This window comes from Leifsonia sp. CL147, from assembly GCF_900114565.1.
GTDB lineage: Bacteria > Actinomycetota > Actinomycetes > Actinomycetales > Microbacteriaceae > Leifsonia.
In genome coordinates this window covers 1-13,741 of sequence record NZ_FOTM01000023.1, presented here as the reverse complement: position 1 = coordinate 13,741, position 13,741 = coordinate 1, and the positions used below count along the sequence as shown (strand labels likewise).

The 13,741-nt window shown below is 64.7% G+C and carries 12 protein-coding genes; 1 reads left to right on the top strand and 11 read right to left on the bottom strand.

Translation table 11 applies throughout. From position 1 onward, the window contains the following. Positions 1–119: 119 nt before the first annotated feature. The 10 genes from BM287_RS15960 to BM287_RS15915 form a co-directional block, all read right to left on the bottom strand. Positions 120–1,523, bottom strand: coding sequence for an MFS transporter (locus BM287_RS15960; protein ID WP_090041449.1), 1,404 nt, complete (start codon positions 1,521–1,523; stop codon positions 120–122). Between the two features lie 48 nt (positions 1,524–1,571). Continuing rightward, positions 1,572–3,407: a sulfatase gene (locus BM287_RS15955; protein ID WP_090041447.1), complete on the bottom strand. Its 1,836-nt coding sequence runs from the start codon at positions 3,405–3,407 to the stop codon at positions 1,572–1,574. 151 nt (positions 3,408–3,558) lie between these two features. Further along, complete coding sequence (locus BM287_RS15950; RefSeq protein WP_090041544.1) at positions 3,559–4,683, bottom strand: Gfo/Idh/MocA family protein; 1,125 nt, start codon at positions 4,681–4,683, stop codon at positions 3,559–3,561. Positions 4,684–4,697: 14 nt separating this feature from the next. Further along, entirely contained in the window at positions 4,698–5,486 is a 789-nt protein-coding gene (locus BM287_RS15945; protein ID WP_090041445.1) for a sugar phosphate isomerase/epimerase family protein, read from the bottom strand. Between the two features lie 99 nt (positions 5,487–5,585). Continuing rightward, positions 5,586–6,134, bottom strand: coding sequence for a TetR/AcrR family transcriptional regulator (locus tag BM287_RS15940; protein ID WP_090041442.1), 549 nt, complete (start codon positions 6,132–6,134; stop codon positions 5,586–5,588). Next, the gene (locus tag BM287_RS15935; RefSeq protein WP_090041440.1) at positions 6,134–7,828 is read right to left on the bottom strand and encodes an amidohydrolase; all 1,695 of its coding nucleotides are present in this window, start codon (positions 7,826–7,828) and stop codon (positions 6,134–6,136) included. The genes BM287_RS15940 and BM287_RS15935 overlap by 1 nt, the downstream gene beginning before the upstream one ends. Further along, positions 7,825–9,282, bottom strand: a complete 1,458-nt coding sequence (locus tag BM287_RS15930; RefSeq protein ID WP_090041437.1) for an APC family permease — start codon at positions 9,280–9,282, stop codon at positions 7,825–7,827. The genes BM287_RS15935 and BM287_RS15930 overlap by 4 nt, the downstream gene beginning before the upstream one ends. Before the next feature lie 47 nt (positions 9,283–9,329). Further along, positions 9,330–10,481: an NAD(P)/FAD-dependent oxidoreductase gene (locus tag BM287_RS15925; RefSeq protein ID WP_170857589.1), complete on the bottom strand. Its 1,152-nt coding sequence runs from the start codon at positions 10,479–10,481 to the stop codon at positions 9,330–9,332. 1 nt (position 10,482) lies between these two features. Beyond that, positions 10,483–10,680, bottom strand: a complete 198-nt coding sequence (locus tag BM287_RS15920) for a ferredoxin (protein ID WP_090041432.1) — start codon at positions 10,678–10,680, stop codon at positions 10,483–10,485. A 16-nt stretch (positions 10,681–10,696) separates the two neighbouring features. Further along, complete coding sequence (locus BM287_RS15915) at positions 10,697–11,896, bottom strand: cytochrome P450 (protein ID WP_170857588.1); 1,200 nt, start codon at positions 11,894–11,896, stop codon at positions 10,697–10,699. 133 nt (positions 11,897–12,029) lie between these two features. On the opposite strand from BM287_RS15915, the gene BM287_RS15910 reads away from it, so the two are divergent. Further along, positions 12,030–12,623 (top strand): TetR/AcrR family transcriptional regulator, encoded by a 594-nt coding sequence (locus tag BM287_RS15910; protein WP_170857587.1) that lies wholly within the window; start codon positions 12,030–12,032, stop codon positions 12,621–12,623. A gap of 264 nt (positions 12,624–12,887) precedes the next feature. On the opposite strand, the gene BM287_RS15905 is transcribed toward BM287_RS15910, so the two are convergent. Next, the gene (locus BM287_RS15905; protein ID WP_175463935.1) at positions 12,888–13,379 is read right to left on the bottom strand and encodes a hypothetical protein; all 492 of its coding nucleotides are present in this window, start codon (positions 13,377–13,379) and stop codon (positions 12,888–12,890) included. Positions 13,380–13,741: the final 362 nt, after the last annotated feature.

The window sequence follows — 13,741 nt, the reverse complement described above, 5'->3', positions numbered from 1 at the left end:
GCACGATCGCGACCGGGAACAAGGCGATGTACCCGGAGAACGCCGTGACGACGAGTCCGCCCACGGCAACGCCGATGGGGCATTAAACCGCCGCATGGATGTTTTCGCGGCTCCGATCCTCAACTGGGCCCGTGAGCGTCCCCGGCCTGTGCGGCGAGCGAGCCCGTCCGTACTTCTTCCAACTGCGCTGCGAGCTTGGCGACATCCCGCGGGTAGGTCCTGTAGAGGAGGGTGACATAGACACCGTTCACTAACATCAGGATGCCCGGGATCCAGAGGAAAACGTTTTGGAGTCCGATGGCGTCGGCAAGGAAGCCGGCAGCGAGGTTGTAGATCACGAAAGCGAGCGCCTCGAACACGCTCAGCATCAACGCGAAGGCGGCTCCGCGAAGCTCGGGAGGAACAACGGCCATCACGATTGGGCGATTCACACCGGGGTTGATGCCCTGGCACAGACCCATGAGAGCCCAGAACACGGCGAAGATGCCAATCGAGCCCCAACTGAACTGCGTCCCCAGGATGGCAATGAATCCGAAGGCGAACTGGGCTACCTGGAGCACCATCACACGGCCCGAGTTCGGCCGGCGCCGGTTGAGCACGTCGGTGATGAGTCCGCCGAAAAAGGTGCCCGCAAGATACCCAAGGCCGAACGGTAGCGTGACCACCGCAGCGGTCGCGGTTCTGAAACCGTACGTGTTGACCAGGAATAGGATGCCGAACGTGCTGATCAGCAGGTGACCGCTGAGCAGTCGCTGACCAAGCATCAGCGCGAAGCTCGGGATGCGGATGAGTTGGCCGACCTTCTTCCACGTCAGTCTGGCGTGGGCATTGCGCTCGGCCGCAGTGAGATCTCTGAGTGCCGGCTCGGTTGCGCCGACGCCCGGGTCTTTGAACCCGATGGCCACCCACGTTGCGACGAGCAGCCCGACCACGCCAGATGCGAAGAATCCGATCCGCCAGCCGTTAGGAACGTTTGCGAGTTGACCGATCAGCGGGCCGAGCAGCGAGCCGACCAGGGCGAGGATGCCGTACGTGTTGCCGTTCGCCTTACCGCGAGACTTTTCGTCGAACAGATCCGCAGTGATCTCCGACACGATCGGCAGCGACGAGGCGATGAAGACGGCGGTGAATGACCAGACGATGAGCAGCTGCGCGAAGTTCTGCGCGAGCCCGGCCGCCGCCGTCAGCAGGGCCACGGCCACAGTGGTCCACACGAGCACGCCCTTGCGATTGGTCTTGCGCGCGGCCCACGCCCAGAAGGGTCCGAAGAAGATGCTGATGAACTTGCTGACCGAGGTGAGCAGGCCAAGCGCACTGGCCGCCAAACCTAGCTCGGAGATGATGATCGGGGCGAGCGTTGTCAGGATCGACCCCTCGTTGTTGTCGGCCCAGAGCGGTGAAGCCGCGGCGAACAGCTTGCGGCCGCGGTGCGGGATCCGCTCGGGGTCGCGGACGGTCCCCGTGCCGCCATCGGCGGGGGCGTGAGGAACAGGAGCGCCTTCGGGTCTGATGTTGGTTGACATTGTTCCTCCTCGTTGAGGTATCTAGGTTGCGGGAGATGGGGCTAGGCGTCAGTTTGCGTCCGGTTCATGACCGTGGACCGCTGGAGGTGCGGGGCTGGAGTTCTGCGCTAAGGTGAGCTCCGAAGCGATCGCAGCGAGCACCGGGTGAGGCAGCAGGCCAACCATCATCGACGCGATCTGCAGCAGGCTCAGTCCGCCGATTCTTGTCGTCAGAGGTCCGACGGCGAGCATGGGGGCATGGGTGAGAAGCGCCGACTGGCATCGCTCATCTGCAAGGATTTCGCTCAGCGGTCGGTCGAGGCAGGCGCCGTCGGATCCGAAGTCTTCGGCGCGCGCAGCGGGTCCGAGAGAGATCTGCAGCGCAGCCCATTGCTGCTCGAGGAGAAGGTGTTCTCCTGTGAGCGGACCGGACTCCGGCAGACCAAGTCTCACGTACTGCTCCGAGGGCGCGTTAGAAGCGATCAGGGCGTCCCGCAATGCGGTAGCAAGTCGCAGCTCGAGTTCCGGGTCCCGCAAGGGAATGAGTTGATCGGGGTCGGTCTCGAGATCGAAGAGCTGGGTCCCGAATGCTGCCGGACTCACCCAGCCCTGTGCCGGCGTCTTGAGGACTGGCAGGCCCTTGCTGAACGGAAGCGGTTGAGTCAACTCTGCTCGGGCGAGTTGCTCGGTCGAAAAGAACCCGGTCATCACCGTCGGCATGAGCGTATATTCCGACAGCGGCGCATTCTGCGGCGTCGCCGATGCGCGCATGTATACGTAGCGGCCGTCGGTAATGCAGGCATGACCGCCGAATATCCCGAACAGACCATAACGTCGCACCGGCGTGTCGTCGCCGATCACGCACGCGAGCGACGATCCCTGCATGTCTTCGGTCGCGGGCACGCCGAAGCAGTCGAGCAAGGTGGGACCGATGTCTATCGTCTGCACAAGCGCGCCGCGCCGCTCGCCGGCCACGCGGGCGCGCGGATCCCACACGAACAGCGGGTTATGGATGGTCTCGTCGTACCAGGGCTGGACGTTCTTGCCCCACCAGCCGTGCTCGCCGAGCATGAAGCCGTGGTCGGTGCAGACGATCAGCATGGTGTCGTCCCACAGGTCGTTCGCATCCATCACGTCCAGCACCCGGCCGAGCGACTCGTCGCACATCGTGAGGAGCGCCGCGTATTCGGCGCGCGCATGCTCGACGGCTTCGGGGGCCTCCGTGACCTTGGCGTAGTCGGGCCAGTCGAAGTGCGGTCCGTCGTACTCGGCCGCCGCGTAGTGGGCCTTGTACTCGGCGTAGCTGAAGAACGGCTCGTGCGGGTCGAACGTCTCGATCTGGACGAACCAGGAGTCCTCGGCCTGGTTCGTCTCGATGAACTCGATCCCCGCGTCGAAGGTGAGAGTCTGCGGGTGGGCGGTCTTATCGGTCAAGTGAGCGCGGTTCACCCAGTCCTGCCGCCACAGCGCCGGCTTGAGCTGCGCGGCCATTCCGAGCGACTCGGGGATGTCCGGGTCGGCGATCTGGCCCTTCCAGGAGTCGCCCTCCTGCCCCCGGAAGAACTCGTAGGTGGAGTAGCGGTTGTGGTATGTCGCGCCTCCGTCCTCCCAGTAGTGCTGGTGATCGGTCGCGAGGTGCGTGTGCACGCCCGCGGCCGTCAGCATGGCAGGAACCGAGTCGTCGAACGGCTCGAGCGGGCCCCACGAGCGATGGAGGAAGTTGTAGCGCCCGGTGTGCAGTTCGCGTCGCGCGGGCATGCACGGCATCGAACCGCCGTAGCAGGTATCGAAGGTGACCGTGCGGGACGCGAGGCGCCCGAAATTCGGTGCATGTACCCAGTTGGCGCCGTAGTTTGGCAGCATCCGACGGTTCAGGCTGTCGAACATGACCATGATGGCTCTCATGCTCCGCCGATACCTCCGGCGATCTCGTCGTTGCTGCGGGATCGGCCGACTGGCCGGGGTTCGTTGGGGACGGGCAACATTTTGCACTTCCTTGTACGTGATGAGGTAGTCGGCTGGGGTACTGTTTCGAATCGCGACCCACGAGGACTTGCTAGTCGAGGAGTTCGCTGAGAGTGGACGCGAGGGGGTCGAAGTCCGCTGGAACGCTCGGAATCCGCGGAACGCTACTCTCGACCGAAACGATCTCTCCGCGGATGATCGCCTCCTCGACCGCGACCAGCGTGTCGAGCACGTGGAAGCCGAGCTCTCCGGTGGCGATGTGGTCGGCTCCGGTGCGGATGGCGCGCGCCATATCGAGGACGCCGAGGCCTCGGTTGGTGACCACGCCGACTTCGGGGATGACCTCGAAATCCTGGTGGTTCACCATCCCCAGCTTCTCGAGGGGGCGGTAGAGGTGTATTTCGCCGCTGAACATGTTGGGGTCGGGAAGCACCAGGGTGCCCTCGGTGCCGTTGACCTCGAACACCCCGTGACGGAACAGCGGAGTGTCGAAGCTCAGGGTGCTCTGAGCGGTCTGGCCCGCCTCGAACTGGGTGAGCACGCTGACGTGGGTGGGCACCGCGACCGGGAACGTGTCGCCGGCGCGCGGGCCGACCCTGATCGAGCGCTCGCGGAATGCGGTCGTGCCCAGGGCGGCGACCGCATCGATAGCGCCGAAGAGGTGGATCAGCCCGGAGAAGTAATACGGGCCCATGTCGAACAGCGGTCCGCCGCCCGGGGCGAAGAGGAAGTCCGGGTTGGGGTGGGCCCAGTCCGGCCCCTGGTACTGCATTCCCGTGATCGCCGTGAGCGGTTCGCCGATCAGGCCGGCCTCGATAGCGCGTTTTGCGGTCTGGAAGCCAGGGCCGAGAACGGTGTCCGGAGCGGAACCCACCCGAACGCCCGCAGCGGTCGCCGCCTCCAGAATCCGTCGACCGCTGCTGCGGTCCGTCGCCAGAGGCTTCTCGGTCCAGACGTGCTTGCCCGCGGCGATCGCCGCAATCGACACGGGAGCGTGGGCCGCTGGGATGGTGAGGTTGACGACGAGCTCGACATCGGGATGGTTCAGGACGGCATCGGGGTCGCCCGAGGTCGGCACACCATGCTTCTCGGCGGAGACCCGGGCACGCTCGACATCGATGTCCCCGATCGCCACGACCTCCAGGTCGGGGAACGCGGTGAGGTTCTCCAGGTAGTAGTCACTGATCATGCCGGCGCCGATGACGCCGACGCCCATGCGGTTTCCCTCGGTCACTGGAGTCCCCTTTCCGCGAGGTAGTCGAAGCTGCGCTTGACCGCAGCGAAGATGTCGCCGTCCACCTTGTCGAACTCGATGACGGCGTATTCGAGGTCGGCCGCGGCGTCGAGCGCTGCGTCGAGAGGAACGATCCCCTCGCCCGCCGGGGTCTGGCCGTCCGGAACCTGCAAGGCCAACGTGTCGGCCCTCGAGACACCGTCCTTGACGTGCACAGCCTTGACACGGGAGCCCAGTTCGGAAACCAGCGCGGCCACATCGGCACCGCCGGAGTGAGCCCAATACAGGTCCACCTCGAACGCCACCGCGGGATCGAGCAGATCGGCGAGGACGAGCAGCCCCGGCCGGTCGTCCACCTTCAACGTCAGCTCGTGGCCGTGGTTGTGGTAGCCGACCTTCAACCCGAAGGGGGCCGCGGCCTCCGCCGCGGCGTTGAGCCGGTCCGCCGTCTTCGCGATCGACTCGCGGGACGTCCACGCCTCCGGGTGGACGAACGGGTCGATCAGGTATTCGATGCCGAGCGTGCGAGCCGCCTCGAACGTCTGCTCCCACGGCAGGACGACGAGTTGCTCGTTGCTCTCGGCAGCCAGCATCGCGTGGCCGGTCGCCGCCCTCAGGCCGTGCCGTTGGAACGCGGCGGCGAACTCCGCGGGCCGCTGCACGAAATCGAACGCTTCAACAGTGGTGAAGCCGATCGTGCGGAGTCGCTCGAGAGTGGCGTCGAGGTCGTTTGTGAGCTGCTCGTGGACCGAATACAGCTGAACCGAAATCGTCGGTGTGGACATCTGGCTGTTGCTCCTTCGTGGCGTCGTCGCCATTCAACGAACTTCCTGAGGCTCGATGAAGAGCAACGATAGCACCAAAACCACCACGTGGTGGTTTTATCACCGGAGCTGCGTCGAATCGATCATTGAGAGAAGACGATTCCGGATGATCAGCAGCTCCTCACCGTCGATGTACCCTTCGCCTGCGGCTGTGGCGGCACCTTCGGCGCTGTGTCGGATGACGAGGCAATCGGCCCGCTCGATCCCATCGGCAGCGAATGCGGCACGCCATCTCTCTGCGTCCTCATGGAGCACGTCCGTGGTCCCCGGCGTCTCATGGAAAAGTTGAGGGAGCGCGCTCGGCTGGAACACTCGTGCGGCTCCAGCGCTGTCGCCGGTGAGCGCGCGTACGTACGCGCGTAGCAGCGCTCCAGGGCGACCGTCGTCCTCAGCGGCCACAAGGCTGTGGACTGCTCGCCACAGCCGATCCACGACTTCTTGGCACACGGTGGACCTCAGCGCTTCCTTGCTGGGGAAGTGGTACAGAAGTCCTCCCTTCGAGATTCGTGCTTCGGCGGCGATTTCCTCCAGGGTGCTCGCCGCGCCGTATTCAACGAACAGGTGTTCTGCTGCTGCGATGATCTCCGTTCGCGTGGTTCGTCCCGGCATCAGATCTCGCGGTCCACGAGCACGGGGGCCGCCCGTTCCGGCTCGTCGTCAGCGGTCCACACAGGCCTCCCGCCGACAAAGGTCGCGGTCGGCGCTACCGTATGCAAGTCCAGCTGGGGAACCTGGAACGGGTTGCGGTCCAGGATTGTGAGATCCGCGAGATAGCCGGCTTCCAACACACCGGTGTCGTCGAGGCGGTTCACGTACGCACTGCCGATGGTGTAGGCGGTCAACGCCTCGGGGAGGGTGAGCCGCTGACGTTCGATGAAGATCGGTGCGTCTGGGCTGCTTCCGGGAGCCACTCGGTTCACGGCGACGTGAATCGCTTTCATCGGCGAGGGATCGCTGACCGGCCAGTCGCTGCCCGCGGCGAGGCGAGCGCCTGCGTGCAGGAGGTCGGCGAAGGGGAACTGCTGCTCAGCGCGGCCCGGTCCAAGTAGCGGAACACACAACTCATCCATTTGCTGGCCGTGCGCAGCCCAGAGCGCCTGAATATTGGCCGCCACCCCGAGAGCGGCGAAACGTCCGACGTCCTCGGGACGCACCGACTGTACGTGCGCGACCTGATGCCGGAAGCGACCGTGCTCGTCTGCGGCTTCAGCGACCGCGTCGAGGACTTCAGTGAGTGCCCGATCACCCATGGCGTGGAAGTGTATGTCGAAGCCCTCCCTCTGGAGAGCGCGCACGACGTCTCTCAGCGCATCGGGGGCGATGAGGGAATCACCACGGACGTCGGTGGGATGTCCATGGCCATCCAAGTACGGCGAATGCAGCGCCGCCGTGTGGTTTTCGGGAATCCCGTCTTGCATGATCTTGACGGTGTGCGTGGTGAACAGCCCGTGCGTCTGGTCGCGTCGCGCGCTCATCCGATCTACTTGCGAGATGCCCGACTTCGGTTCGTAGAACAACGCGCCGTTTACTCGTGCGGTCAAACTGCCCTCGACGGCGGCACGTCGATAGGTTTCGAACACGTCAGCAATGTCACCGAATTTGCCGACGAGTGCGTCCTGCCATGCCGTCACACCTGCCGCATGAAGGGCTCGCTGCGCATCGAGGAGCGCCTGGTACAACTCCTTGGACGTAGGAGCGGGCCTCACACCGTTGAGGAGCGCCATCGCAGCCTCATGAAGCACACCGGTCGGCTCTCCGTCGGCATCGCGCTGGATGCGACCTCCCGCCGGGTCAGGTGTTTCGGATGTGATTCCCGCTCGGTTGAGAGCCTCAGAGTTCACCCAGACGGCGTGCTCATCTCGTACGACCAGCGCGGCGGGGCGACCACCGCAGATCCTGTCCAGGACCTCGCGTCGCGGGCCTCCCGCTGGGAAGGCCGCGAACGTCCACCCCGCGCCGGTGATCCATTCCTTATCCGTGTGCGTACCTGCATACCTGGAGATCTCTTCAAGGAACTGCTCCGCGGTTTCGAGGTGATGAAGGGCGCACTCCTGCATGTGCAATCCGGCCATGATCGGGTGCACGTGAGCGTCCTGGAAGCCGGGGATGAGAAGGCCGTCCCCCAGGGGGATCACTCGGCGTGCACGAATGATGAGTTCCTCGACGTCCTGAAGATCTCGTGCGACCGCGGTGATACGGTCGCCCGTCACCGCCACGGCTCCGCTCACGGAGCTCGGCAGACCGGCGCTCCAGTGATCCCCCACGAAGACAACATCGACAGGGCTGTGTGTTGTGCTCGTCATGCGCCTTCTCCTTCAGGAACCGGCACGGTCTGATCGACGTTACGGCGGGCCGTCCGTCGCCGCACCGTGCTCGTGACGAACGCGACGACGAAGATCACGACCGGGACGATCACAACGATCGTGTTCAGCAGCCCACCCGCGCCGGTAAGAAGTTCGATGTTCACAACCATGAGGATGACGACACTGGCGAGCAACAGCGCCGCGGTGGCCGCGATGATGCCGAGAAAGACGCGGCGCCCCGTGCTCAGACCTTCGCGAGGCCGAGCAAAAAAGAACACGGCGACAGCGAGAGAAGCCAGGGCCATCAATGAGATGAGCCCGAGGGTGCCGGGACTGGAGAACCAGACGGTCAGCTGAAGATACGGGTCGAGCCTGAAGAGTCCGAAGAGGAGAACCACTCCCGCCATGATGAGGGCCTGAACATTGCCGAACGACGGTGAGCGGAACTTCGGGTGCACGCGCATTGCAGAGCCAGGAAGGATGCCATCCGCAGCCATGGAGTGGCCGTAGCGGCTCACCGCGTTGAAGTACGCGATCCCCGAGGCGATCGAGCTCGTGACAAGGAGGGTTTGCGCCGTCAGGCCGGCCCACGGTCCTACGTAGTGGTCTCCGATGAGATAGATCATCGCGGTCGGGTTCTTTGCGATTGCGGCCTGGAGCTCCGGCACGCTGAATGCTTGTGCGATCGCCCATGCCACGAAGCAGTAGAAGAGTGCCAGGAATGCCAGGGAGAAAGCCGTCGCCCGAGGGATCGTCCTGTTCGGGTTCTTGGCTTCGGACCGGTAGATCGTGGTCGATTCGATGCCGAAGTACGCACCGAACCAGACAAGGGCTGCTGCGGCCATGCCGGGCGTGAATACGTTCGAAGGCGCGAAGGACGCGAACGAAAGGTGCCCAACGGCGGTTTTGGCCAGCACGGCGATCGCGATGATGATGAGGATGCCGACCTCGGCAACCAGCAGCACAACCAAAACCTTCACTCCCACGTCGATTCCGCGGCGACACACGTACCAGGTCACCGCGGTGATCAGCAGACCGAGGATCCACCACGGAACATCCACTCCCGTGACAACGTGAATCAGGTTTTCGGTGGTGGAACTGACGATCCCGATTCCGCCGATGTTGATGACCAGGTAAGCGACGATCGCGAGCGCGGCGGCGGCAGTACCGGCCGCTGGCCCCAGGGCTTCGCCGACGTACGCGTAGAACGTACCCGGGCGGCCGATGTATCGTGCCATGGCCAGAATGCCGACGACGAACAGCGCCAGGACGATACCGGCGACGAGGAAGCCTGCGGGAGCGCCGATGCCGCCAACGAGGAATCCAAGCGGTCCATAGCCGGCGATGAGACCGAGAGGCGCGGCCGCAGCAACCACGATCAGGGCGATTCCGCCGGCCGTGAGTATTCCTGACTTGAGGCTGACGGCGCGGGCAGGCGAATCTTCTAGGGTCATGAGATTCTCGACAATCTTGTAGGGATGGTGCGTAGGGGGTGGGCGCGTCAGCGAGCGAGTGCGGACGCAGGGTAGCGTTCAACGTCGGCGCGCGCGGCCACGAACCCGTGAGGGTTGTTGATGGCTAGGGCGCCGACGGTGTTGCCGTCGATGGTGAAACGGACGAGCAGTCCGGGTTTCGGCCCGGCCGCGGGAATGACATCGATCTGCTCGAGTTGCGGGTCTACGAGACCGATGCCCTGTATCAGGCTGCCGTGCTGCATCGACCAGAAGTACGGCGGCTCTGTGAACGGCGTCTCCGAACCGGAGGCCAGGTCTTGCGCGATATGACGGCCATGCGCGCGCGCAGTGCTCCAGTGCGCGGAGCGCAGAGATCGACCGTCTGCGCCGGCCCAGCGTGCGCTGTCGCCGGCCGCTTTGATGCGCGTGGCGGTGGTCGTCAGACATCGATCGGTCTGGATCGTCCCATCGTCGGCAAGCAGACCGGTGTGACGCAACCAATCGGTATCGGGACGTGAGCCGAGTCCAGCTATGACCAGGTCCGCCTCAACGTGTGCACCGTCCGTCAGGACAACGCGTGTGGGATCGCCGGGATGCACAGCTTTCACGGACCGCCCCGCGAGAAGCTCGACACCGGCTTCCGTGTGCAGTTGCGTAAGAACGTCCGATGCCGCCTGCCCGAGGCGGCGCGCGAATAGCGCCCGCTCGCGGAAGACCAGGGTGGTCGGGACGTTGGCGCTCACCAGCGAGGCAGCCAGTTCGGCACCGACGAACCCGCCGCCGACGACGACCGCAGCCTGGGCCGTCGACACGGCTCGGCGAAGGCGTCGACTGTCTTCCCAGGAATGGAGAGAGCGAATCTCCGGCGATGTCCAGTCGGCACGCTGGGGCCGAGAGCCTGGAGCGAGCACGAGATCGTCGTAGGCGACCACGCCAGCGGTGGTGTGCAGCACGCCAGCCCTGGCATCCAGGCTGAGTGCCTGTGCGAACACGACTCTGATGCCTGCGCTGATCAGTTCGTGGACGCCTGTGCCCGCCGGGTCCGGACCGACCAGCGCCTTCGACAGCGGAGGACGCTCGTACGGGACATCAGGATCCTTGTCGATGACGACGATCGATCGTTCGTCATCAAGCTCTCGGAGGGTCCTGGCGCATGTGAGACCTGCGGCGCCTGCGCCGACGATGACCGTCGTCGTCATGTCAGCTCCGCGACCACGACAACGCCTGAGCGGGACACATCGCGATGGCGGCGTCCGTGTCTGGGACATCGTTGGTGTCGACATCGGTGGTGCGCAGGCGGACGAGACCGTCGGCGCCGAGGTCGAAGACGGTGGGCGCGGTGTTCGTGCAGATGCCGGCGCCGATGCAAGCGTTGGTGTCCGGGTTCAGGGAGGGCATTTCTGGTCCTTTGCGTTCAGGCCGATGCGGGCACCGCGGCACGATGGACCCGCAGGGGCAGCTGTTGCTGCACGGAGAGGTAGGGGGCGTTCGCGGCTGCGGAACGGTCTCGATGCTCCAAACGCTCCCAACGCTTCGAAGTCGCGAGGAGCAGTTCCTCCAGTTCCATGACAGCGAACATCCGCCCCATGCAGAAATGGCGCCCAACGCCCCAGTTCATCGGCAGACGTTCGGAACGGCCGATGTCGAAGCGGTCAGGATCGGTGAACGCGCGGGGGTCGCGGTGAGCCGCCCCGATCAGGGCGAACACGTGATCGCCGGCCTTCACGGGCATGTCGTCGATGGTGGTGTCGATTGTCGCCACGCGGAAGATCCACGCGTCGCCTGGGCGGTATCGCGCGGACTCTGTGACCGCCGACGACGCCAGTTCGGGCTGCTCGCGCAACCGCTGCCATTCGCCGGGGTTCTCCGCGAACGACCAGAACATGAGGCCGGCGAGGATCTGGGTGGTGTCCGTGCTCGCGGCGAGCAGCGTGACCAGAGCGGACCGGATGTCGGCCGCTGTCACCTTTCCAGCGGCCTTCTGTGCGAGAAGGTGGTCGATGACGTTGCCGTCGGCCGGACCGGGCGAGTGCAGGGCGATGAGTTCGTCGACCCAGTTCGTCAGCTCCGTCCACGCCTCCGTCACGTGGTCCCCGAGCGTGGGGTTCATCTCGAAAACGCGGACCGCTTCCTCGGAGATCCGACTGATGAACGTGCCGTGAGCGACCGGATCCACTCCCAGCAGCCGTGCAAACACTCCCGCGGGTACCCCGCGAATGAGCTGGCTGACGAGCTCAACCGAGTCACTGTCACCGATCGCGTCGAGCGATTCTTCGATACCGGCCCGGACCTCATCGCGCATACCCGCTACGCGGGCCGGCGTGAAGAAGGAGCCGATGGCGGACCGGAGACGTGTGTGCGCCGCACCTTCGACGTAGTTCACGCTGCTGGCCGTAAGCTCCCGGAAGTCTTGCTTTGTCACTCCGCTGACGTCGAACAGCTCCACGAGCCCGGTGCTGAAATCCGTGTTGCGCAGCAGCGCGGCGTTGGTTTCATAGCCGAGAACTTCCACGCCGCGCGAGGACCGGATCACATTCGTGCTCGGCGCCACTCGTTCCCATGGGACCCACGGCTTCTCGACCAGTTCGCCGACGGTGAAAGGATCGTCTGTCATGTCATCCTCCTCGTTGATAAATGACACTGTCATATAAAACCATGGGCGTGAAGGTTTAGACAAGACTCGTAACGAGGGCTTTACATCGGTGACACATTCAAGGGAACGAACCTTGGGACAGAAGGGGGCGCAGGTGCCGAAGATCGTCGACTATGAACAGCGGCGCGAAGAACTGGGCGTGGCGTTGCTCGAGGTTCTCTCGCGGGAAGGGATTGATGGCGTTTCCATCAGAAACGTTGCCGCCCAAGCGGGCTGGACGCGGGGAGTCATCACCCACTATTTCTCGGACAGGGACGAACTCCTCCTTTACGCGTACCGCCTCGCGCTGCAGCGCGAGCTCGATGCGGTTGAAACCCACGACGAGGATCCGCTGGGGAACCTCACCGCTATCCTCGTGCGCGCACTACCGATCGACGAGACCAGCTCACTCGACTTCCGCATCTTCCTTGGTCTCTTGGGCAGGTTGGCCGACCGCCCAGGCTTGGCGGCCTCCCTCGCCGCTGACCACGCGAACTACGAGAATCGCGTGATAGAGGCAGTGCGAGCAGCCCTCGACGCCGGTGCCATCCGATCTCGCCTATCCGCAGAGACGATCGCCGAGTTGCTTTCCGTGTATGTGGACGGGCTGACGGTTGCGTGCGCCATCGACCCGACTCAACGCTCGCAGCCCGAAGTCGAGGCGCGGATCCACGCGCTTATCGACGCGGTGTCCAGCGGTGACTCATAGGCTCTCCAGATCTGAGCATGACCGGTGAGTTCAACCGCCTGCTGCGTCTTCATCAATTCGGCGCGAACACGGCGTGCGGTTGATCGTCCTGTGGTTCGACCGCGAAAGAATGGCGTCTCCATGTACGCCTCCGGCATTTCCGCGGCTCAACGCGGACGCGTCGACTGCCTTCTGCAGCTCGTGATAGAAGCCGAGTGGCCATCGTGCAGATAGATGAGGGAGAACCTCGCAACCCGCGGAGACGGTCCCCCGGTGGCTCCGGACTCAGTCAGGTGTTGTCTGCAGGAACAGGTCGAGCAGGGCCAGGAGCGTTTGGGGTGCGTCCTCGGTCGGGAAGTGGCCGGCGTCTGGGATCTCGACCACAGGTGCGTCGGGGTAGCTGAGCTTGAACGCTGGAATCACATACTCGGGCAGCAGTGCTGTGTCTCGCATCCCGACCGCCAGCATCGCGGGCAGCGCTTTGAGCGCGGCGACGGCTTCCGGCGGCGGCGGGCCGGGCGGAGGGCCCTGCGGGCCTTCGAGGACCTGACGCGGGAACGCGATCACTCCGCGGGACTGCGCCGGGGTTGAGAAGGGGCTGGAGTACGCACGAATCCAGGTCGGCGTTGCGATCTCCGGTCGGGCGACATGTTGCAGGTCGATCATCAGGTGGGCGATGGTGTGACCGGCGTTGCCGAGAATGTGCTCGAACGAACCGTCCGCGAGCGCCGACCGCCCCCACTGGAACCACCGGCTTTCAGCGACGTTGTTCTTCATCAGATCTTCGATGCCCTCGGCGAGCGGTGTCGGCGGCCATGGAAAACTGCCCGTAGGCGGTCACGAGAACTGCCCGTGGGTGGCCAGGAGAACTGCCCGCTGGTGGCCATGAGTTCTGCCCACGTCTGATGGTTCCGCCCCGCGCGTCGTCGCGGCGGTGGGTCCTCCTTCCCGGTTCGATGACGGGTGCTGAAGTCGTCGTCGCCCGGGAAGGGGCTGTGTTGAAGTCTGACGGAGAAGTCATGGAGATTCTGGAAGCGTTCGATGCGACGGGGTCGTATCGGGCGGCGGGGCAGCTCGCGGGTTGCTCTCATCACACGGTCGCCGCGCATGTCGCGGCGCGAGCCGCGGGTCGGCCTGTC

What these genes read in the sequence shown, in the direction of transcription:
- BM287_RS15960 (WP_090041449.1), bottom strand. Translation starts at nt 1,523, where the DNA reads ATGTCAACCAACATCAGACCCGAAGGCGCTCCTGTTCCTCACGCCCCC.
- BM287_RS15955 (WP_090041447.1), bottom strand. Translation starts at nt 3,407, where the DNA reads ATGAGAGCCATCATGGTCATGTTCGACAGCCTGAACCGTCGGATGCTG.
- BM287_RS15950 (WP_090041544.1), bottom strand. Translation starts at nt 4,683, where the DNA reads ATGGGCGTCGGCGTCATCGGCGCCGGCATGATCAGTGACTACTACCTG.
- BM287_RS15945 (WP_090041445.1), bottom strand. Translation starts at nt 5,486, where the DNA reads ATGTCCACACCGACGATTTCGGTTCAGCTGTATTCGGTCCACGAGCAG.
- BM287_RS15940 (WP_090041442.1), bottom strand. Translation starts at nt 6,134, where the DNA reads ATGCCGGGACGAACCACGCGAACGGAGATCATCGCAGCAGCAGAACAC.
- BM287_RS15935 (WP_090041440.1), bottom strand. Translation starts at nt 7,828, where the DNA reads ATGACGAGCACAACACACAGCCCTGTCGATGTTGTCTTCGTGGGGGAT.
- BM287_RS15930 (WP_090041437.1), bottom strand. Translation starts at nt 9,282, where the DNA reads ATGACCCTAGAAGATTCGCCTGCCCGCGCCGTCAGCCTCAAGTCAGGA.
- BM287_RS15925 (WP_170857589.1), bottom strand. Translation starts at nt 10,481, where the DNA reads ATGACGACGACGGTCATCGTCGGCGCAGGCGCCGCAGGTCTCACATGC.
- BM287_RS15920 (WP_090041432.1), bottom strand. Translation starts at nt 10,680, where the DNA reads ATGCCCTCCCTGAACCCGGACACCAACGCTTGCATCGGCGCCGGCATC.
- BM287_RS15915 (WP_170857588.1), bottom strand. Translation starts at nt 11,896, where the DNA reads ATGACAGACGATCCTTTCACCGTCGGCGAACTGGTCGAGAAGCCGTGG.
- BM287_RS15905 (WP_175463935.1), bottom strand. Translation starts at nt 13,379, where the DNA reads ATGAAGAACAACGTCGCTGAAAGCCGGTGGTTCCAGTGGGGGCGGTCG.